Genomic DNA, 19,470 nt, shown 5'->3' with positions numbered 1-19,470 from the left:
GCCATCAGAAGTCCCAGCCGTCGTCGTCGGCCCCGGCGGTGTCTTCGGCGGTGTCTTCGGCCGCGGCGGCGAACGACGTTCCGGCCATGCCGGCCGCCAGCGTGGCGCCGTCGGCCGGATCGATCAGCAGGAACGATCCGGTGCGCCGCGAGTCCGCGTATGCGTCGATCGCCAGCGGCTCAGCGGTGCGCACCACGACCCGGCCGATGTCATTGGCGACCAGCTGTCCCGGGTCCGGATGCTGGGACAGATCGTCCAGCGTCAGACGGGACGGGATCTCCTTCACGATCGCCTTGACCGTACGGGTGGTGTGCTTGAGCAGCACCCGGTGGCCGACCCTGAGCGGCTCGTCCGCCACATGGCAGACGGTGGCCTGAACATCCTGGGAGGTCGCCGGGGCGTCGTCGCTCGGCACGATCAGATCGCCGCGGGAGATGTCGATGTCGTCCTCCAGCAGCAGCGTGACCGACTGCGGAGTCCAGGCGATGTCCACCGGCTTGCCGAGCAGGTCGATGCCGGCGACCTTCGACGTGCGGCCCGAGGGCAGCACGGTGACCCGCTGGCCCACCCGGAACGTACCGGCGGCGATCTGCCCCGCGTAGCCGCGGTAGTCGGGGTGCTCCGCGCTCTGCGGCCGGATCACATACTGCACCGGCAGCCGGGCGTGGCAGCCCGTGAGGTCATGGCTGACCGGCACCGTCTCCAAGTGCTCCAGGACGGTCGGCCCGCCGTACCAGTCCATGTTCGCCGACGCCTCGACGACGTTGTCTCCGGCGAGCGCCGAGATCGGGATGGCCGTGACCTCGGGGACGCCCAGCTCGGTCGCGTACGCCGTGAACTCCTCGGCGATCGCGGCGAAGACCCGCTCCTCGTAGCCGACGAGGTCCATCTTGTTGACCGCCAGCACCGCATGCGGGACGCGCAGCAGCGCGGCGATCGCGGCATGGCGCCGGGTCTGCTCGACGACGCCGTTGCGGGCGTCGACCAGGATGACGGTCAGCTCGGCGGTGGACGCGCCCGTCACCATGTTCCGGGTGTACTGCACATGGCCCGGGGTGTCGGCGAGGATGAACCGGCGGCGCGGGGTGGCGAAGTAGCGGTACGCCACATCGATGGTGATGCCCTGCTCACGCTCGGCCCGCAGACCGTCCGTCAGCAGCGCCAGGTCGGGGGCCTCCTGGCCGCGTGAGCGGGAGGCGTGCTCGACGGCCTCCAGCTGGTCGGCGAGCACCGACTTGGAGTCATGCAGCAGCCGGCCCACCAGGGTGGACTTGCCGTCGTCCACCGAACCGGCGGTGGCGAAGCGCAGCAGGGTGGTGGCCGACAGCAGCCCGTCGGAGGCGGCGGAGGGGGTGGTCGTGCTCATGTCTAGAAATACCCTTCGCGCTTGCGGTCTTCCATCGCCGCCTCGGACAGCTTGTCGTCGGCGCGGGTGGCGCCGCGCTCGGTGAGCCGGGAGGCCGCGATCTCGGCGATCACCGCGTCCAGCGTGGTGGCGTCGGAGTCGACGGCCCCGGTGCAGGACATATCGCCGACCGTCCGGTAGCGGATCATCCGCTTCTCGGTCGTCTCGGTCTCCTTGGGGCCGCCCCACTCGCCGGCGGTCAGCCACATGCCGTTGCGCCGGAACACCTCGCGCTCATGGGCGAAGTAGATCTCGGGCAGCTCGATCTGCTCCCGGGCGATGTACTGCCACACGTCCAGCTCGGTCCAGTTGGACAGCGGGAACACGCGGACGTGCTCGCCGGGCGCGTGCCGGCCGTTGTAGAGCTGCCACAGCTCCGGGCGCTGGCGGCGCGGGTCCCACTGCGAGAACTCGTCCCGCAGGGAGAACACCCGCTCCTTGGCGCGGGCCTTCTCCTCGTCGCGCCGCCCGCCGCCGAAGACGGCGTCGAAGCGGTGCTGCTGGATCGCCTCGGTCAGCGGCACGGTCTGCAGCGGATTGCGGGTCCCGTCCGGACGCTCCTTGAGGGCCCCGCGGTCGATGTAGTCCTGTACGGACGCCACATGCAGCCGCAGCCCGTGCCGGGCGACGGTGCGGTCGCGGTACTCGATGACCTCCGGGAAGTTGTGCCCGGTGTCCACATGCAGCAGCGAGAAGGGGACCGCCGCCGGGGCGAACGCCTTCAGCGCCAGATGCAGCATGACGATGGAGTCCTTGCCGCCGGAGAACAGGATCACCGGCCGCTCGAACTCGCCCGCCACCTCACGGAAGATATGCACGGCCTCGGACTCGAGGGCGTCCAGATGCGACAGCGCGAACGGACTGTCCGTGTCTTCCTGCACTGTGTCGTCCACGGTGGTCGTCATGCCAGGCCTCTCTCGGTCAGCAGCGCATACAGCGCCTCGGCGGACTCCCGCACGGTCTGGGTGTGGGACTCGATCCGCAGATCCGGGCTCTCGGGCGCCTCGTACGGGTCGTCGACCCCGGTCAGCCCGCTGATCTCGCCCGCCGCCTGCTTGGCGTACAGGCCCTTCACATCCCGCTCGGAGCACACCTCCACCGGAGTGGCGACATGCACCTCCAGATACGGGGTGCCCTCGGACCGATGACGCCCCCGGACCGCCTCGCGGCTGTCCGCGTACGGGGCGATCACCGGGACCAGCACCGTCACGCCGTTCGAGGCGAGCAGCTCGGCGACGAAGCCGATCCGCTGCACGTTGAGATGCCGGTCCTCGCGGCTGAAGCCGAGGCCCGCGGAGAGGAACTCGCGGATCTCGTCCCCGTCCAGCACCTCCGCCCGGCGGCCCTCGCCGCGCAGCCGGCCCGCCAGCTCGTTCGCGATGGTCGTCTTGCCCGCGCTGGGCAGTCCGGTGAGCCAGACAGTGGCCCCAGTCACGTGCGTCTCCCGCTCGTCATGCTCTTCTGTGGTCGTCGTCGTGGTCGTCATCAGCCGTGCAGCCCGCATTCGGTCTTGGCACGCCCGGCCCAGCGGCCGGCCCGTGCGTCCTCGCCCTGAAGGACCCGGCGGGTGCAGGGCGCGCAGCCGACGGAGGCGTAGCCGTCCATCAGCAGCGGGTTGGTCAGCACGCCGTGCTCGGCGACATAGGCGTCGACGTCGTCCTGCGTCCAGCGGGCGATCGGCGAGATCTTGACCTTCTGCCGCTTCTCGTCCCAGCCGACGACCGGGGTGTTCGCCCGGGTCGGGGACTCGTCGCGGCGCAGGCCCGTCGCCCAGGCGTCGTACCCGGTCAGGCCCTCCTGAAGCGGTCTGACCTTGCGCAGCGCGCAGCACAGGTCGGGGTCGCGGTCATGCAGCTTCGGCCCGTGCTCCGCGTCCTGCTCGGCGACGCTCTGGCGCGGCGTGAGCGTGATGACATTGACGTCCATGACGGCGTCCACCGCGTCCCGCGTGCCGATGGTCTCCGGGAAGTGGTAGCCGGTGTCGAGGAAGACGACATCCACGCCGGGGCGGGCGCGGGAGGCCAGATGGGCGACCACCGCGTCCTCCATGGAGGACGTGACGCAGAACCGGGGCCCGAAGGTCTCGGCGGCCCAGCGCAGGATCTCAAGCGCCGAGGCCTCCTCCAGCTCCCGCCCGGCACGCTCGGCGAGCGCCTTCAGCTCCTCTTTGCTTCTCTCCTCGCTCCGAGTCACTGTCATATCCGGTCCCCTCCGCCGTCGTTGCGTGAAACCCCGCGGGCCAGCAGCCCGAGGAACTTCAACTGGAAGGCTCGATTGCACGCCGCGCATTCCCACGCGCCGTGGCCCTGCTCGCTCGGACGCAGGTCCTCGTCGCCGCAGTACGGGCAGTAGAAGGGTGCGGCGCGCTCACTCATGAGAGAGCCTCCTCGCTCGCCCGCGCCGCCCATGCCGCGAACCGCTCGCCGTCCTCGCGCTCCTCCTGGAAGCGCTTGAGGACCCGCTCGACATAGTCGGGCAGCTCGGCGGAGGTGACCTTCAGCCCGCGGACCTTGCGGCCGAAGCCGGCCTCAAGACCCAGCGCGCCGCCCAGATGGACCTGGAAGCCCTCGACCTGGTTGCCGTCCTGGTCCAGCACCAGCTGGCCCTTGAGACCGATGTCCGCCACCTGGATACGGGCGCAGGCGTTGGGGCAGCCGTTGACGTTGATGGTGATCGGCTGGTCGAAGTCCGGCAGCCGGCGCTCCAGCTCATCGATCAGAGAAGCGCCGCGGCCCTTGGTCTCGACGATGGCGAGCTTGCAGAACTCGATGCCGGTGCAGGCCATGGTGCCGCGCCGGAACGGCGAGGGCTTCACCCGCAGATCCAGCGCCTCCAGCGCCGCCGTCAGCGACTCGACCTGCGACTCCTCCACATCGAGCACGATCATCTTCTGCTCGACGGTGGTGCGCAGCCGGCCGGAGCCATGGGCCTCCGCCACCTCGGCGATCTTGGTGAGGGTGGCGCCGTCGACCCGGCCGACGCGCGGGGCGAAGCCGACGTAATAACGGCCGTCCCGCTGCCGGTGCACGCCGACGTGGTCGCGCCACTGCGTCACCGGCTGCTCGGGAGCGGGCCCGTCGATCAGCTTCCGCTTGAGGTACTCGTCCTCCAGCACCTGGCGGAACTTCTCCGCGCCCCAGTCGGCGACCAGGAACTTCAGCCGGGCACGGGTGCGCAGCCGGCGGTAGCCGTAGTCACGGAAGATCGAGATGACGCCCTCGTAGGCGTCCGGGACCTCGTCCAGGGGGACCCATGCGCCGAGCCGCACACCGATCTTGGGGTTGGTGGAGAGACCGCCGCCGACCCACAGGTCGAAGCCGGGGCCGTGCTCGGGGTGGTTCACCCCGACGAAGGCGATGTCGTTGATCTCGTGCGCCACATCGAGCAGCGGGGAGCCGGAGATCGCCGACTTGAACTTGCGGGGCAGGTTGGAGAAGTCCTTGTTGCCGACGATCCGCCGGTGGATCTCGTCGATGGCGGGCGTGCCGTCGATGATCTCGTCCTCGGCGATGCCGGCGACCGGCGAGCCGAGGATGACGCGCGGGGTGTCGCCGCACGCCTCGGTCGTGGACAGGCCGACGGCCTCCAGCCGGTTCCAGATCTCGGGGACGTCCTCGATGCGGATCCAGTGGTACTGGACGTTCTGCCGGTCGGTGATGTCGGCGGTGCCGCGGGCGAACTCCTGCGAGATCTCGCCGATGACCCGCAGCTGTTGGGTGGTCAGCCGGCCGCCGTCGATGCGCACCCGCAGCATGAAGTACTCGTCGTCCAGCTCCTCCGGTTCCAGGATCGCGGTCTTGCCGCCGTCGATCCCGGGCTTGCGCTGGGTGTAGAGGCCCCACCAGCGCATCCGGCCGCGCAGATCGTTCGGGTCGATGGAGTCGAATCCGGCCTTGGAGTAGATCGTCTCAATGCGTGTCCGCACATTGAGACCGTCGTCGTCCTTCTTGAACTGCTCATTGCCGTTGAGGGGCGTGAAGTGGCCCACGGCCCACTGGCCCTCGCCGCGGTGGCGTCCGGCTTTGCGGCGCGGTGCGGCGGAGGCTGGCTTCTCAGGGGTGGCGGCCATGTCGATACGTCCTTCGAGACTGCAGGAGGGCGGCTCTGACCTGCACACTCACGCGGATGCGCGACGTGGGGCAGGAGGGGTTCGCAGAAGGTGGGAGCTCGTGCTGTACGGGGAGGTGCTGGGCTGTCAGCAGGCCCGACAGATGGCGCTGGACATGCGGCCGAGGTCGACGTGCCGCCGACTCACCAAGGCAATTCCAGCTCGAGACATGACGGAAGCGTGTCACGGGGATCGGAGGCCAGTCCACTGTTATCCATAATGTGGACAAGAATGTCCCGAATGATGGGACGGTGTGGGGTGGGTCACGCCGGGCGTGGGTGAGTCGCGGGCCAGCCGCGGGTCAGCCGCGGATCGGACCGCGTATCAGCCGTGGGCGCCGGGCCAGGGGCCGGGCGCGACGGCGTCCGGCTCCTCCTCCGCCTTTGTCTCGAAGAGCGTGAAGCCCCGGCGGAGGTAGTTGTCCATCGCGTGCTCGCCGTCCTTGGAGCAGGTGTGCAGCCATACCCGCTTGGTCGGCGGAAGGTCCGGCCAGCGGTCGGCGAGATCCCAGGCGCGGGCGGTTCCGTACGACAGCAGATGCCCGCCGATGCGGCGGCCCCGGAAGGCCGGGATGAGCCCGAAATACACGATCTCCACCACGCCCTCGGGCTGTGCCTGCAGCTCCAGATAGCCGGCGGGCGTCCCCTTCTCATACGCGACCCAGGTCTCGGCGCCGGGGCGGCTGAGCGTCTCCTGCCACTCGGCGTAGGTCAGGGCCAGCCGGTCGGTCCACAGGATGTCGCCGCCGACGGCGGTGTAGAGGAACCGGCTGAACTCAGGCGAGGGCGTTTCGGCGCGGACCACCGTGACGTGCGCCGAGGGCGCGGGGACGGGCCGCAGGCTGTCGGGGCTCGTCTGCTCCAGGGACCAGGTGATGACGCGCATGCGCTCCAGGGAACCACGCCCCTTGCCCCTCCCCCAAGCGAGGGACCCCGCACCCCCTCGCCCGCGCCCCGGTCAGGGGCAGAGCAGCACCACCTCCAAGTGGTCCGCGAAGCGGTAAGGGCGGTGGGCCAGGATCGGGGACAGCCGGCGGCGGAGGCGCGAGACCTCCGCCCGTACCGTCACCGTCCGCGCCGGATCCCCGAACACCTCCCGCGCCAGCTCCGCCGCGCTGTGTCCCTCCCGGTGCACCGCCAGCGCCCGCAGGATGTCGGCGTGGCGCGGGGTCAGCTCATGGGCCCACTCGCCGGAGCCGCCGCTCACCGTCACCTTCGGGGCGTGCGGGCGGCGCAGGTCCAGCACGACGCGCCCCGCCCCGGGGGACTCCGCCACCCGCAGCAGCCAGCCGCCCGGCAGCGGCTCGGCGGCGCACGGCCCGAGCCCGGGCAGCCACAGCCGGCCCGTCCGCACCGTCTTCGGCAGGGGCAGCCGGCCGTCCGGCGGCGGCATGCCGGTCACGGCCGCGGGCCACCCCTCCGCGTCCACGGCGAGCGCCCGCCCCGGCAGCCGCGCAAGCAGCGGGGCCGCCACCGTGCGCAGCCGGTCCAGCGCGGCCAGATGGCGCACCCGCAGCTCCGCCTCCGCGAGCCGGGCCACCGACGTCACCAGCGACAGCGTCCCCGGATGCATCGAGGACAGCGGCCCGCTGACGTCGACGACACCGAGCAGCCGCCCGTCACGCGGGTCGGTGATCGGCGCCCCGGCGCAGGTCCAGGTGTGGTGCGTGGAGACGAAGTGCTCCGCGGAGTGCACCTGAACCGGCCGCCGCGACACCAGCGCCGTACCCACGCCGTTCGTGCCCACCACGGACTCCGTCCAGTCCGCGCCCAGGACGAAGCCATGCGCGTCCCCCTTGCGCAGCACGGCCGCACTGCCCTCCCGCCACAGCAGCCGCCCCTCCGCGTCGGCGACCACCATGATGTGCTGCGCCGCCTCGGCGGTCGCGACGAGCCCTTCGCGCAGCACCGGCAGCACGTCGCGCAACGGCGAGGCCAGCCGCCGCCGTTCGATCTCCTCCAGGGGCAGCAGCCCCGCCCTGCGGTCCCGGTCGGGGTCGACGCCGCAGCGCAGCATCCGCTCCCACGACGCGCTGATGTCGGCCCGCGGATCCCACCGCGGGCGACGCCCCGAGAGCGTGGCGTCCCGCACGCCCTTCAGCAGCCGTGCGGCGTCCGCCGTGTCCATGGACGCCAGCCCCGCCAGGTCCAGTGTCGTGTTCCCCATGGGTCCTCCGCCCCCATGGTCCACGGCGTGCCGTCCCCGCGCGGCGACCTGGATCACACCCATACGGGGTGCAACCCCTTGCAACCCTCGCCAACCTCCCTCCTCGCGTACGAAAGTGAGGGCACGCCGGCTCGCCGGCGGTCATGCACCGCACCACCCGCTTGGCGGCCCGCATGACAACGAGCGCGGGGTGGCGCCGTGTCGGCGCAGCACCACCCCGCCGGTCGTACGGGCCGGTCCGTGACGTCGTACGGGACGTACGGGCCGGCCCCACGATCACCGGCGCCGCCGGGCAGGCGCCGCGGGCCCGCGGCCGTCGCTCAGACCACGGCCCGCGCCCGCTCCACCACCGCCGCCAGGTCCAGCGAGTACGGCAGCGTGCCGAACGCCGCCCCCCAGTCCCCGCCGAGACGCGACGCGCAGAACGCGTCCGCGACCTCCGGCGGCGCCCACCGCACCAGCAGCGAGCCCTGCAGCACCAGCGCCATCCGCTCCACCAGCCGGCGCGCCCGCGCCTCGATGCCGTCCAGATCGGCCAGCTCCGTCAGCAGATCCTTGATCGCGCCGTCCAGCCGGTGGTCCGCGCCCCGCGCCCTGCCGACCTCCGCCAGAAAGGCGTTCAGCGCCTGCGGCTCCCTCTGGAGCGCCCGCAGCACATCGAGGGCCTGCACATTGCCGGAGCCCTCCCAGATCGAGTTCAGCGGCGCCTCGCGCAGCAGCCGAGGCATCCCCGACTCCTCCACATAGCCGTTGCCGCCCAGGCACTCCAGCGCCTCGACGGCCACCGGGGTGCAGCGCTTGGTCACCCAGTACTTGGCGGTCGGCACCGCGAGCCGCAGAAACGCCCGCTCCTCCTCCGTGTCCGCGTCGTACGCCGCCGCCAGCCGCAGCGCCAGCGTCGTCGCCGCCTCCGACTCAAGCGCCAGATCGGCCAGCACATTGCGCATCAGCGGCTTGTCGATCAGCAGTCCGCCGAACGCCCTGCGGTACGCGGCATGGTGGACCGCCTGCGCCACGCTCTGCCGCATCAGCGCCGCCGACCCCAGCACACAGTCGAGCCGGGTGGCCGCCACCATCTCGATGATGGTGCGCACCCCGCGGCCCTCCTCGCCGACCCGGCGCGCCCACGTCCCGTCGAACTCCACCTCGCTCGACGCGTTCGAGCGGTTGCCCAGCTTGTCCTTGAGCCGCTGGATGCGGAACACGTTCCGCGTGCCGTCCTCAAGCACCCGGGGCACCAGAAAACAGGTCAGCCCCTCACTCGCCTGGGCGAGCACCAGGAAGCCGTCCGACATGGGCGCGGAGCAGAACCACTTGTGCCCCGTCAGCTCGTACTCGCCCGCGCCCCCTCCTGTGAGCGCCGTCGCCCGTGTCGTGTTCGCCCGTACGTCGCTGCCGCCCTGCTTCTCCGTCATGCCCATCCCGAACAGCACTCCGGGCTTGTCGGCGGCGGGCCGCAGCCCCTCCTCGTACACCCGGGAGGTCAGCCGGGGCTCCCACTCGGCCACGAGCTCCGGGTCGGCGCGCAGCGCGGGCACCGCGGCATGGGTCATCGACACGGGACAGCCGTGCCCGGCCTCCGCCTGCGTCCACACCATGAACCCGGCGGCCCGCCGCACATGCCCGGCGGGCCGGGTCCAGGCCGCGGTCAGGCCCGCGGAGACGGCCCGCCCCAGCAGCCGGTGCCAGGCGGGGTGGAAGTCGACCTCGTCGATCCGATGGCCGTACCGGTCGTGGGTGCGCAGCTTCGGCGGGTACTCATTGGCCTGCACCCCCCATTCCTGGGCCTGCGCGGAGCCCGCCGCCCGGCCGAGCTCGCCGAGCTCCTCTCGTACGCCGTCGAGGAGTTCGGGCGCGACATGCCGCTCGACCCCCTCGGTCAGAGCCCGGTCGCACGCATAGACGTCGTACCCCACCAGGGGCGGAGCCTGGTTGGTCACTGTGTGGGTGGTCGCTGCCATGCGGATACGGTAAGGAGGTGCAGGCAGCAAATGAAACACCCCAGAGGCCCCCGGGCAGGCTCCACCGGGCCCGGGTCCTCTACCGCAATGTCTCCAAGCGGAAGATGGCCTGGCTGCTGCTGAAGGACACGGTCAACTCGTGCATCGAGTACCGCATCCTCGGTCTCGCGGCCGAGGCCGCGTTCTTCACCCTGCTGTCCCTGCCGCCGCTGCTGCTCGGGATGATCGGCCTGCTGGGCTATATCGACGAGTGGACCGACACCACCACCGTCGCCTCCATCGAGTCCAACATCCTCAGCGCCGTGGGCACGGTACTGTCCGAGCGCGGCGTCGACGAGATCGCCAGGCCGCTGCTCGACGACATCACCAAGGGCGGGCGGCCCGACATCATCTCCATCGGCTTCGCGATCGCCCTGTGGTCGGGCTCGCGTGCGGTGAACGTCTTCGTCGACACCATCACCGTGATGTACGGCCTCGACGGGCACCGCGGCATCGTCGCCACCCGGCTGCTCGCCTTTCTGCTCTATCTCGTCGCCCTGGTGATCGGCGCGGTGGTGCTGCCGCTCGCCGTGGTCGGCCCCGACCGGGTCGTGGAGATCATCCCGTGGGGCACGGAAGTCGTCGCAGTCCTGTACTGGCCGGTGGTGATCCTGCTGTCGGTGGCCTTCCTCACCACGCTCTACCACGTGTCCGTGCCGGTGCGCTCCCCGTGGATCGAGGATGTGCCGGGAGCGCTGGTGGCGCTCGGGATGTGGGTGCTCGGCAGCTTCCTGCTGCGCATCTACCTCACCAACACGGTGGAGGGCCCGACGATCTACGGCTCCCTCGCCGCGCCGATCGCCGTCCTGCTGTGGATCGGCATCTCCGCCTTCGCGGTCCTCGTCGGCGCGGCCGTCAACGCGGCGATCGACCGCGTCTGGCCCTCGGTCGCCACCGCCGCGGCCCGCGCCGCGAACGTACGCGTCCGCGCCGCCGAGGCCGCGGCGATCGTCGCCCGGGCGAGGGCCGCGGAGGAGGCGGCGGAGGCGGAGGACGACGACGAGGGCGGCGCGGACATGCCGTCGGAGTTCCCGGAACGGTGGTCGAAGTTCCTGCCGCCCGACGACGTACGGGGCCGGCTGCACACAAGCCGGGAGCACGGTCGCGCGAACGGCAGGGCGAATGGCCAGGACAGCGGCCGGGACGGCGGCCGGGACAGCGGCTCGGCCCATGAGACCCGCGACGGCGGCGACCACAGGAGCTGAGCGCAGCGAAGGAAGGGGCGCGAGCATGTACGCGGAGCGGCCGTCGAGGCTTGCGGGAGCAGTCGTCTGGACGGCCGTCCGGGACAGCGGGGCGGCCGGCCGGGCGCTGCCCGTGCTGCCCGACGGATGCGTGGACCTGATCTGGGCTGGCGGCCGGCTGCTCGTCGCGGGCCCCGACACCCGGGCGCACCGGCCCGACCCCGCCCTCGGCGAGCGCTTCGCCGGGGTGCGCTTCGCGCCCGGGACCGGCCCGCCGCTCCTGGGAGTGCCGGCGCATGAGCTGCGCGACCAGAGGGTGAACCTCTCGGACCTGTGCGGCGCGGCGGACGCCCGGCGGCTCGCCGCCCGCGTCGAGCGAGCCGCGGGTCCGGCGGCGGCGCTGGAAGCCGAGGCGCTGCGCCGGGCGGCCGCCGCGGGGCCGCCGGATGCGCTGACCGCCGCCGTGGTCCGGCTGCTGGAGGCGGGCGGCACGGCCGCCGCGGCCGGCCTCGGCGTCCGCCAGCTGCACCGCCGCTGTCTGGACGCCTTCGGCTACGGACCCAAGACGCTGGCCCGGGTGCTGCGCCTGCAGCGTGCGCTGCGCCTCGTACGCCGCGGCATGCCCTTCGCGGAGGTGGCAGCGGCTTTAGGCTGTGCCGATCAGGCGCATCTCGCCCGCGAAATGCGGGAGCTCGCCGGGATGACTCTCGGGGCCTATGCGGAGTTGGCGAAGAGCGAGACCTCACAGCCGTCGGGGTCCAGCACGACCGCGTAGCGCTGGCCCCAGAAGGCGTCCCACGGCTTCAGATGCCCGCGGCAGCCCGCGGCGACGAGATCCGCGTACACGGAGTCGACCTCCTCGGGGCAGGCGCACAGGAAAGCGAGGCCCAGGCGGCCGCCGCCGGACGGCCGGGTCCAGTGCGGGTCGAACGAGCGGAGCGTCTCCTCGGTGTCCCAGAGCACCCGCAGGCCGCCGGGCAGCACGGCTTCCACGTGCGGCGCGGAGTCGGCGGCTGCGGGGACGTCCAGACCGAGACGGCGGTAGAAGGCGAGCGAGGCGGCCATGTCGGAGACGACCAGTCCGATGGCGTCGAGTCGTGGAGTCGGTTGCGCGGTCATGCCGTCGACCGTATGCCCGGGCACGGGCCGCGGTCTTGAACGGATCGGACATCCCCGGGGGAGCAGGGGAGTCCGCCGGCGTCACCGTTTCGTAAGGCCCCGGGGCCCTCGGCACGCCATGCGGGCGGGGACACTGGGGAGATGCACAGCATTCTGGTCGTCGACGACGATCCCACCGTCGCCGAGGTCGTCACCGGCTATCTGGAGCGGGCCGGGTTCCATGTGGACCGGGCCGCGGACGGGCTTGAGGCGCTCCGGCTGGCCGCCGGGCGGCGGCACGATCTGGTGGTGCTCGATCTGATGCTCCCCGGGATGGACGGGCTGGAGGTGTGCAGGCGGCTCAGGGCGGGCGACGCGCCCCCGGTGCCGGTGATCATGCTGACCGCGCGCGGTGACGAGGACGACCGCATCCTCGGACTGGAGCTCGGCGCCGACGACTATGTGACCAAGCCGTTCAGCCCGCGTGAGCTGGTGCTGCGGGTGGAGTCCGTGCTGCGCAGGCACGGCGGGCCTGGCGGTGCGGACGGGCGGCGGCGTACAGGGCCGAAGCTGCGGGCCGCGGGCATCGTGCTGGACCCGGCGGCGCGGCGGGCGGTCAAGGACGGGCGGGAACTGGGCCTGACGCTCCGGGAGTTCGATCTGCTCGCCCATCTGATGCTCCACCCCGGCCAGGCGATCGGCCGGGAGCAGCTGATGCACGAGGTGTGGGGCTGGGAGTTCGGCGATCTGTCCACGGTGACCGTCCATGTGCGGAGGCTGCGCGGCAAGATCGAGGACGATCCGGCCCGCCCGCGGCTGATCCAGACGGTGTGGGGCGTGGGCTACCGCTTCGACGTCCCCCAGGACGTCTCGGCCGGCTCCCAGGGCCCCGCAGCGCCCCACGGTCCCGCCGCCGGCCGGCCCGTCGCCCGGGAAGAGGTCTGAGCCCGTGCGCGACCTGCTGCTGATCGCCTTCTTCGCCCTGCTGGGCGCCGGTCTCGCCGGGCTGCTCGGCGCGGCCGCGCTGCGGCTGCTGAGGCACCGCTCCGTCGCCGTGTCGCTCACGGTCGTCGCCGCGGTGACGGTCATCGCGATGCTCGCGGGCACGCTCGCCGTGGCGCAGGCGATGTTCCTGTCCCCGCACGACCTCAAGGTCGTCACCATGGTGGTGGCGATGGCCGCGGTCGTCTCGCTGGCCGTCGCGCTGCTGCTGGGCCGCTGGGTCGTGGCCCGCAGCCGGGAGCTGACGCAGGCGGCGCGGTCGTTCGGCGAGGGCGGCGCGTTCTCCGCCCCCCACCGGGCCCCCACCGCCGAGCTGGCCGAGCTGAGCCGTGAGCTGGCCGCCACCAGCGAGAAGCTCGCCGCCTCACGGGAGCGCGAGCGGGCGCTGGAGGCCTCGCGCCGGGAGCTCGTCGCCTGGATCTCCCACGATCTGCGGACGCCGCTCGCCGGGCTGCGGGCCATGTCCGAGGCGCTGGAGGACGGCGTGGTGCAGGACCCGGAGCGGTACTTCACCCGGATGCGCACCGAGGTGGACCGGCTCAACGCCATGGTCGGAGATCTCTTCGAGCTCTCCCGCATCCACGCGGGCGCGCTCGCCCTCACCCCCACCCGGATGTCCGTGTACGACCTGGTTGGCGAGGCACTGGCCGGGGCCGACCCGCTGGCCCGCGAGCACGGCGTACGGCTCGTCGGCGACCGGGTGGAGCCGGTGCCGGTGGAGGTGGACGGCAAGGAGATGACGCGGGTACTGGCCAATCTGCTGGTGAACGCCATCCGCAGGACCCCCGCGGACGGCACGGTCGCCGTCGCCGCGGAGCGCCGCGAGGAGTGGGTGGTGCTGTCCGTCACCGACGGCTGCGGCGGCATTCCGGAGGAGGACCTGCCGCGGGTCTTCGACACGGGCTGGCGCGGCAGCCAGGCGCGGACGCCGCCGGCCGGGGCGGGGCTGGGGCTGGCGATTGTGCGCGGCATCGTCGAGGCGCATGAGGGCCGGGCGGATGTGCGGAATGTGACCGGCGGGTGCCGGTTCGAGGTGAGACTGCCGGCGGCGGTCGGAGCGTAGATCTGGGGGCTCCGCCCCCAGACCCCGTTTACGGGGGGCTCTGCCCCCGGACCCCCGCGCCTCAATCTGCCCCAGACTCCGTCCGGGGGTACCCCCACGAGGCTTGGGTTCTGGCCCTGCGCCTCAATCGCCGGCTGGGCTGGGTTCTGGTCCCTGTGCCTCAAGTGCCGGCGGGGCTGGGTTTCCGGCCCCCGCGCCTCGATCTCCCCCCCCAGCGGGCAGCTGGGGGAGGAGCCGGGGGGAGCTTGAGGACGCGGCCGGAGGCCGTACCGGGGGTCTGGGGGCTCGCCCCCGGTCACGGGAAGGCCGCGGCTACCCCCGCCCGCCGAACTCGTTCAGGATCTGCTCCGCCGCCAGCGTGGCCGTCAGCTCGCCCGCGCGGACCCGCTGTTCCAGCGCGGGCGCCAGGTCCCGTACGCCAGGATGCGCGCGCAGCCTGCCCAGCAGCTCGTCGTGGACCATCGACCAGACCCACTCGACCTGCTGCTCGCGGCGCTTGGCGGCCAGCCGCCCCGTGGAGTCCAGCAGCGCCCGGTGCTGCTCCACCCGCTCCCACAGCACATCCAGGCCCGCGGACTCCCGGGCGCTGCACGACAGCACCGGCGGCGTCCACGCCGCGTCGGCCGGGTGCATCAGCCGCAGCGCACCCGCCAGTTCGCGGGCGGCGGCGCGGGCGTCCCGTTCATGCGGGCCGTCCGCCTTGTTGACGGCGATGACGTCCGCGAGCTCCAGCACACCCTTCTTGATGCCCTGCAGCTGGTCGCCGGTGCGGGCCAGGGTGAGCAGCAGAAAGGTGTCGACCATGCCCGCGACCGCGGTCTCGGACTGGCCGACGCCCACGGTCTCCACCAGCACCACGTCGTACCCGGCCGCCTCCATCACCACGATGGACTCGCGCGTGGCCTTGGCCACCCCGCCCAGCGTCCCCGACGTGGGGGAGGGGCGGACGAACGCCGCGGGGTCGGCCGACAGCCGCTCCATCCGCGTCTTGTCGCCGAGGATGGAGCCGCCGGTGCGGCTGGACGACGGGTCCACCGCCAGCACCGCGACCCGGTGCCCCAGGCCCGTCAGCATGGTGCCCAGCGCGTCGATGAAGGTCGACTTGCCGACCCCGGGCACCCCGCTGACCCCCACGCGGCGGGCCGTCCCCGCATACGGCAGCAGTTCGGTGAGCAACTGCTGTGCGAGAGCGCGGTGGTCGGCCCGAGTGGACTCCACGAGCGTGACGGCCCGCGCGACATACGCACGCGAGCCCTCCCGCACGCCCTTCACATAACTGTCGATGTCGATCGTCGGCACAGGCAGGCCCACCGGCTCAACGCTGCTCGTGGCCGAGCGACCCGGCGAGCGTGCGCACCAGGTCCGCGGCCGCGTCCGGGATCACCGTGCCCGGCGGGAACACCGCGGCGGCGCCCGCCTTGTGCAGGGTCTCGACGTCCTGCGGCGGAATCACCCCGCCCACCACGATCATGATGTCCTCGCGGCCCTGTGCCGCCAGCTGCTCCTTCAGCGCGGGCACCAGCGTCAGATGACCGGCCGCCAGCGAGGAGACGCCCACGATGTGCACATCCGCCTCGACGGCCTGCCGCGCCACCTCCGCCGGGGTCTGGAACAGCGGGCCGACGTCCACGTCAAAGCCCAGATCGGCGAACGCCGTCGCGATCACCTTCTGACCCCGGTCATGGCCGTCCTGGCCCATCTTGGCGACCAGGATGCGCGGCCTGCGCCCCTCCGCCTGCTCGAACTCCTCCACCAGCGTGCGCGTCTGCTCCACCGCCGGGGACGTCCCCGCCTCGTTCCGGTACACACCGGAGATCGTACGGATCTGGCCCGAGTGCCGCCCGTACACCTTCTCCAAGGCGTCCGAGATCTCCCCGACCGTCGCCTTCGCACGGGCCGCGTCCACGGCCAGCGCCAGCAGATTGCCGTCGAGATCGCCGCTGCCGGCCGCACCGGCCTCCGCGGCCGCGGTGAGCGCCCGCAGAGCGTCCTGGCAGGCGTTCTCGTCGCGCTCCGCCCGCAGCCGCCGCAGCTTCTCGATCTGCTGCGCCCGCACCTGGGAGTTCTCGACCTTCAGCACCTCGATCTGCTCATCGCTGTCGACGCGGTACTTGTTGACGCCGATCACGGGCTGCCGGCCGGAGTCGATGCGGGCCTGGGTGCGGGCGGCCGCCTCCTCCACGCGCATCTTCGGGATGCCCGCGTCGATGGCCTTGGCCATGCCGCCCGCCGCCTCGACCTCCTCGATGTGCTGCCACGCCCGGCGCGCCAGATCGTGGGTGAGCCGCTCCACATACGCGCTGCCGCCCCATGGGTCGATCACCCGGCAGGTGCCCGACTCCTGCTGGAGCAGCAGCTGGGTGTTGCGGGCGATGCGCGCGGAGAAGTCCGTCGGCAGCGCCAGCGCCTCGTCCAGGGCGTTGGTGTGCAGCGACTGGGTGTGGCCCTGCGTCGCCGCCATCGCCTCCACACACGTCCGGGTGACGTTGTTGAAGACGTCCTGCGCGGTCAGCGACCAGCCCGAGGTCTGGCAGTGGGTGCGCAGCGACAGCGACTTGGGGTTCTTGGGATCGAAGCCCTTCACCAGCTTCGCCCACAGCAGCCGCGCCGCCCGCAGCTTGGCGACCTCCATGAAGAAGTTCATGCCGATCGCCCAGAAGAACGACAGCCGGGGCGCGAAGGAGTCCACGTCCAGACCCGCGCCGATGCCCGCCCGCAGATACTCAAGACCGTCGGCGAGGGTGTACGCCAGCTCCAGATCGGCCGTCGCCCCGGCCTCCTGGATGTGATACCCGGAAATGGAGATCGAGTTGTAGCGGGGCATCTTCTTCGAGGTGTACTCGAAGATGTCGGAGATGATCCGCATCGACGGCTGCGGCGGATAGATGTACGTGTTGCGGACCATGAACTCCTTGAGGATGTCGTTCTGAATGGTCCCCGCGAGCTTTTCGGGCGGCACGCCCTGTTCCTCGGCGGCCACGATATAGAGCGCGAGCACGGGCAGCACCGCGCCGTTCATCGTCATCGACACGCTCATCCTGTCCAGCGGAATCCCGTCGAACAGCTGCCGCATGTCGTAGATCGAGTCGATGGCCACGCCCGCCATGCCGACGTCGCCCGTCACCCGCGGATGGTCGCTGTCATAGCCGCGGTGGGTCGGCAGGTCGAAGGCGACCGAAAGCCCCTTCTGGCCGGCGGCCAGATTGCGCCGGTAGAAGGCGTTGGACTCCTCCGCGGTGGAGAAGCCGGCGTACTGCCGGATCGTCCACGGCTGGTTGACGTACATCGTCGGATACGGGCCGCGCAGATACGGCGCGATGCCGGGGTAGGTCTCAAGGAAGTCCAGGCCCGCCAGATCGTCGCCCGTGTAGAGCGGCTTGACCGGGATGCCCTCCGGCGTGTCCCAGACCAGATCGGCGTCGCCCTTGCCGGTGGCCTCCATGACGGCGCTGCGCCACTGGTCCCGGTCCGTCCGCGCCGCGCCGGACGGCTCGCCCAGCTCGATCGCCGAGAAGTCGGGAATGCTCATCACGCCACTCCGATCCGGTCGAGCACGGCACTCAGCACGGCGACCGCGTCACCGCCCGCGACGGCGAACGCGTCGACCCCGGCCCGTTCATAGGTTTCGCGCTGCTCGCCGGGGCGTCCGGCGAGGAACACCTGCCGCGCGCCCGCCGACTTCAGCGCCTTGGCGACCTCGGCCGCCTGCTCGGCGTAGAGCGCGTCGCTGGAGCAGATGCACGCGACGGCGGCGCCGCTCGCGGTGAACGCGTCCGCCGCCGACGCGGCGTCCACGGACACCGGCTCGTGCACGGGCTCGATGCCGCCCGCCTGGAAGAGGTTGGCCGCGAACGTGGCGCGCGCGGTGTGCGCGGCGGCCGGGCCCAGCGCGGCGAGGAAGACCCGCGGACGTGCGCCCGTGGCGGCCAGATGCGCGTCGGAGCGGGCCCGCAGCGCCTCGTACGCCTCGTCGCGGCGCACCCGCGGCAGCCCGCCCGAAGGCGGTACGGGAGCGGGCTCGCGCTCCACGGCCGGCTCGGCGAGCAGCGGGAACTCACTGACGCCGGTGACCGGTTCACGGCGCGTCGCCAGCTTCTTCTTACGGGCTTCCCAGGTCGCGCCCAGCCGCTCGGCGATCAGCCCGTCGCGCAGCGCCGCCGCCTGGCCGCCGGCCCGCTCGATGTCCCGGAACTGCTCCCAGGCGGCCGCGGCCAGTTCGCTCGTGAGCTGCTCGACGTACCAGGAGCCGCCCGCGGGGTCGATGACCCGCCCCAGGTGCGACTCCTCCAGCAGGATCGTCGAGGTGTTGCGGGCGATACGGCGCGCGAACGCGTCCGGCAGCCCCAGTGCGTGGTCGAACGGCAGCACGGTGACCGCGTCCGCGCCGCCGACGCCCGCCGCGAGCGAGGCGACGGCGGTGCGCAGCATGTTCACCCACGGGTCGCGCCGGGTCATCATCACCGGCGAGGTGACCGCGTGCTGGCGCTGTGCGCCGCCCGGGCCCTGGACGCCGCACACCTCGGCGACGCGCGCCCACAGCCGGCGCGCGGCCCGCAGCTTGGCGATGGTGAGGAACTGGTCGGCCGTGGCCGCGTAACGGAACTCCAGCTGCCCGCAGGCCGCCTGCGCCGACAGCCCCGCGGCCGTGAGGGTGCGCAGCCAGGCCACGCCCGTCGCCAGTGAGCAGCCCAGCTCCTGGGCGGGCGAGGCGCCAGCCTCGTGGTACGGCATCGCGTCGACGACGACGGCCCGCAGCCGCGGATGCCGCTCGGCGCACAGCCGGGCCAGCTCGGCGGCGGCCGCCATGCCGCCGTCGACCGCCGCATGGCCGCCCGTACGGGCAGCGTGTCCCAGCGGGTCCGCGCCCAGATTGCCGAGCGCCGCCTCGGGGGGCACGCCGCGCTCCTCGTACAGCCGCAGCAGAGCGCGCGCCGCGGCGTCGAAGTCCGCGCCCGCGTCCAGTACGACGGGCGCGAGGTCGAGATAGACGCCCTCCAGCGCCGTGGCCAGGGAGGAGACGGGCACCCCCGCGGCCCCGGCCGACAGCCAGAGCGAGGTGACGCCGTTCTCCAGATCGGCCAGCACCGCCTCGTTGGCCCGGACGGGGTCCGGACGGTCATGGCGCTGGCGCACATCCCAGCCGCCGGCCGCGGAACCCTCGGGCCTGCCGCCGCGGGTGAACGGGGCGAATCCGGGGTACCCCGTGGCCTCGGCCGTGCCTGCGACGCCGTCGGCCGCTGTGCCAGCCGTATAGAGGGGACGGGTGGCAAGCCCGTCCTCCAGGGCGGTGGACAGCATGTTCTCGGCCGCGTCGTCCGGAACGTCCTTGCCCGCTTTGCGCAGCACCGTGCCGACGAGGCGCTGCCACTGCTCATGGGATGCGTTCGGGAATTCGGCGGCCGGCGAGAACCCGTTGTCGGGGAGGACCGTCATGCTCAGATGCT

At 72.3% G+C, this 19,470-nt stretch carries 18 protein-coding genes; 4 read left to right on the top strand and 14 right to left on the bottom strand.

Annotated elements, in window-relative coordinates; translation table 11 throughout:
• Positions 1-4: 4 nt before the first annotated feature.
• The 10 genes from OF819_RS05530 to OF819_RS05490 form a co-directional block, all read right to left on the bottom strand.
• Positions 5-1,366: a sulfate adenylyltransferase subunit 1 gene (locus OF819_RS05530; RefSeq protein WP_267242205.1), complete on the bottom strand. Its 1,362-nt coding sequence runs from the start codon at positions 1,364-1,366 to the stop codon at positions 5-7.
• Between the two features lie 2 nt (positions 1,367-1,368).
• Positions 1,369-2,310: a sulfate adenylyltransferase subunit CysD gene (cysD, locus tag OF819_RS05525; RefSeq protein WP_267242204.1), complete on the bottom strand. Its 942-nt coding sequence runs from the start codon at positions 2,308-2,310 to the stop codon at positions 1,369-1,371.
• On the bottom strand, positions 2,307-2,891 hold the full coding sequence (cysC, locus tag OF819_RS05520) for an adenylyl-sulfate kinase (protein WP_267242203.1): 585 nt from the start codon (positions 2,889-2,891) through the stop codon (positions 2,307-2,309). Before cysC ends, cysD begins: the two co-directional genes overlap by 4 nt.
• Positions 2,891-3,604 (bottom strand): phosphoadenylyl-sulfate reductase, encoded by a 714-nt coding sequence (locus OF819_RS05515; protein WP_267242202.1) that lies wholly within the window; start codon positions 3,602-3,604, stop codon positions 2,891-2,893. Before OF819_RS05515 ends, cysC begins: the two co-directional genes overlap by 1 nt.
• The gene (locus OF819_RS05510) at positions 3,601-3,780 is read right to left on the bottom strand and encodes a hypothetical protein (RefSeq protein ID WP_267242201.1); all 180 of its coding nucleotides are present in this window, start codon (positions 3,778-3,780) and stop codon (positions 3,601-3,603) included. The genes OF819_RS05515 and OF819_RS05510 overlap by 4 nt, the downstream gene beginning before the upstream one ends.
• Entirely contained in the window at positions 3,777-5,474 is a 1,698-nt protein-coding gene (locus OF819_RS05505) for a nitrite/sulfite reductase (protein WP_267242200.1), read from the bottom strand. The genes OF819_RS05510 and OF819_RS05505 overlap by 4 nt, the downstream gene beginning before the upstream one ends.
• Before the next feature lie 126 nt (positions 5,475-5,600).
• Positions 5,601-5,684 carry a putative leader peptide gene (locus tag OF819_RS29210; RefSeq protein ID WP_398859568.1) on the bottom strand — a complete coding sequence of 28 codons (84 nt, stop codon included), beginning with the start codon at positions 5,682-5,684 and terminating at the stop codon, positions 5,601-5,603.
• A gap of 153 nt (positions 5,685-5,837) precedes the next feature.
• Entirely contained in the window at positions 5,838-6,398 is a 561-nt protein-coding gene (locus tag OF819_RS05500; protein WP_267242199.1) for a GNAT family N-acetyltransferase, read from the bottom strand.
• A gap of 72 nt (positions 6,399-6,470) precedes the next feature.
• The gene (locus OF819_RS05495; protein ID WP_267242198.1) at positions 6,471-7,679 is read right to left on the bottom strand and encodes a GAF domain-containing protein; all 1,209 of its coding nucleotides are present in this window, start codon (positions 7,677-7,679) and stop codon (positions 6,471-6,473) included.
• A 320-nt stretch (positions 7,680-7,999) separates the two neighbouring features.
• Positions 8,000-9,640 carry an acyl-CoA dehydrogenase family protein gene (locus OF819_RS05490; RefSeq protein WP_267242197.1) on the bottom strand — a complete coding sequence of 547 codons (1,641 nt, stop codon included), beginning with the start codon at positions 9,638-9,640 and terminating at the stop codon, positions 8,000-8,002.
• Positions 9,641-9,657: 17 nt separating this feature from the next.
• On the opposite strand from OF819_RS05490, the gene OF819_RS05485 reads away from it, so the two are divergent.
• Positions 9,658-10,884, top strand: a complete 1,227-nt coding sequence (locus OF819_RS05485) for a YihY/virulence factor BrkB family protein (RefSeq protein ID WP_267242196.1) — start codon at positions 9,658-9,660, stop codon at positions 10,882-10,884.
• Between the two features lie 25 nt (positions 10,885-10,909).
• Positions 10,910-11,638, top strand: a complete 729-nt coding sequence (locus tag OF819_RS05480) for a helix-turn-helix transcriptional regulator (RefSeq protein WP_267242195.1) — start codon at positions 10,910-10,912, stop codon at positions 11,636-11,638.
• On the opposite strand, the gene OF819_RS05475 is transcribed toward OF819_RS05480, so the two are convergent.
• On the bottom strand, positions 11,578-11,982 hold the full coding sequence (locus tag OF819_RS05475) for a VOC family protein (protein WP_267242194.1): 405 nt from the start codon (positions 11,980-11,982) through the stop codon (positions 11,578-11,580). The genes OF819_RS05480 and OF819_RS05475 overlap by 61 nt on opposite strands.
• Positions 11,983-12,123: 141 nt before the next feature.
• On the opposite strand from OF819_RS05475, the gene OF819_RS05470 reads away from it, so the two are divergent.
• Both OF819_RS05470 and OF819_RS05465 read left to right on the top strand, forming a co-directional pair.
• On the top strand, positions 12,124-12,906 hold the full coding sequence (locus tag OF819_RS05470) for a response regulator transcription factor (protein ID WP_267242193.1): 783 nt from the start codon (positions 12,124-12,126) through the stop codon (positions 12,904-12,906).
• 4 nt (positions 12,907-12,910) lie between these two features.
• Complete coding sequence (locus OF819_RS05465; RefSeq protein ID WP_267242192.1) at positions 12,911-14,026, top strand: sensor histidine kinase; 1,116 nt, start codon at positions 12,911-12,913, stop codon at positions 14,024-14,026.
• Between the two features lie 312 nt (positions 14,027-14,338).
• On the opposite strand, the gene meaB is transcribed toward OF819_RS05465, so the two are convergent.
• Genes meaB through OF819_RS05450 form a run of 3 tightly spaced genes read right to left on the bottom strand, consistent with a single transcriptional unit; the run spans position 14,339 to position 19,459 of the window.
• Positions 14,339-15,337, bottom strand: a complete 999-nt coding sequence (gene meaB / locus OF819_RS05460; protein ID WP_267242191.1) for a methylmalonyl Co-A mutase-associated GTPase MeaB — start codon at positions 15,335-15,337, stop codon at positions 14,339-14,341.
• Between the two features lie 4 nt (positions 15,338-15,341).
• Positions 15,342-17,555, bottom strand: a complete 2,214-nt coding sequence (gene scpA / locus OF819_RS05455) for a methylmalonyl-CoA mutase (RefSeq protein WP_267242190.1) — start codon at positions 17,553-17,555, stop codon at positions 15,342-15,344.
• Positions 17,555-19,459 (bottom strand): methylmalonyl-CoA mutase family protein, encoded by a 1,905-nt coding sequence (locus OF819_RS05450; protein WP_267242189.1) that lies wholly within the window; start codon positions 19,457-19,459, stop codon positions 17,555-17,557. Before OF819_RS05450 ends, scpA begins: the two co-directional genes overlap by 1 nt.
• Positions 19,460-19,470 lie beyond the last annotated feature (11 nt).

This window comes from Streptomyces sp. PR69 (genome assembly GCF_026420845.1).
Classification (GTDB): domain Bacteria; phylum Actinomycetota; class Actinomycetes; order Streptomycetales; family Streptomycetaceae; genus Streptomyces.
The sequence above is the reverse complement of the archived record's forward strand: the minus strand, read 5'-3'. Positions and strand labels throughout refer to the sequence as shown.

What these genes read in the sequence shown, in the direction of transcription:
- OF819_RS05530 (WP_267242205.1), bottom strand. Translation starts at nt 1,366, where the DNA reads ATGAGCACGACCACCCCCTCCGCCGCCTCCGACGGGCTGCTGTCGGCC.
- cysD (WP_267242204.1), bottom strand. Translation starts at nt 2,310, where the DNA reads ATGACGACCACCGTGGACGACACAGTGCAGGAAGACACGGACAGTCCG.
- cysC (WP_267242203.1), bottom strand. Translation starts at nt 2,891, where the DNA reads ATGACGACCACGACGACGACCACAGAAGAGCATGACGAGCGGGAGACG.
- OF819_RS05515 (WP_267242202.1), bottom strand. Translation starts at nt 3,604, where the DNA reads ATGACAGTGACTCGGAGCGAGGAGAGAAGCAAAGAGGAGCTGAAGGCG.
- OF819_RS05510 (WP_267242201.1), bottom strand. Translation starts at nt 3,780, where the DNA reads ATGAGTGAGCGCGCCGCACCCTTCTACTGCCCGTACTGCGGCGACGAG.
- OF819_RS05505 (WP_267242200.1), bottom strand. Translation starts at nt 5,474, where the DNA reads ATGGCCGCCACCCCTGAGAAGCCAGCCTCCGCCGCACCGCGCCGCAAA.
- OF819_RS29210 (WP_398859568.1), bottom strand. Translation starts at nt 5,684, where the DNA reads ATGTCTCGAGCTGGAATTGCCTTGGTGAGTCGGCGGCACGTCGACCTC.
- OF819_RS05500 (WP_267242199.1), bottom strand. Translation starts at nt 6,398, where the DNA reads ATGCGCGTCATCACCTGGTCCCTGGAGCAGACGAGCCCCGACAGCCTG.
- OF819_RS05495 (WP_267242198.1), bottom strand. Translation starts at nt 7,679, where the DNA reads ATGGGGAACACGACACTGGACCTGGCGGGGCTGGCGTCCATGGACACG.
- OF819_RS05490 (WP_267242197.1), bottom strand. Translation starts at nt 9,640, where the DNA reads ATGGCAGCGACCACCCACACAGTGACCAACCAGGCTCCGCCCCTGGTG.
- OF819_RS05480 (WP_267242195.1), top strand. Translation starts at nt 10,910, where the DNA reads ATGTACGCGGAGCGGCCGTCGAGGCTTGCGGGAGCAGTCGTCTGGACG.
- OF819_RS05475 (WP_267242194.1), bottom strand. Translation starts at nt 11,982, where the DNA reads ATGACCGCGCAACCGACTCCACGACTCGACGCCATCGGACTGGTCGTC.
- OF819_RS05470 (WP_267242193.1), top strand. Translation starts at nt 12,124, where the DNA reads ATGCACAGCATTCTGGTCGTCGACGACGATCCCACCGTCGCCGAGGTC.
- scpA (WP_267242190.1), bottom strand. Translation starts at nt 17,555, where the DNA reads ATGAGCATTCCCGACTTCTCGGCGATCGAGCTGGGCGAGCCGTCCGGC.
- OF819_RS05450 (WP_267242189.1), bottom strand. Translation starts at nt 19,459, where the DNA reads ATGACGGTCCTCCCCGACAACGGGTTCTCGCCGGCCGCCGAATTCCCG.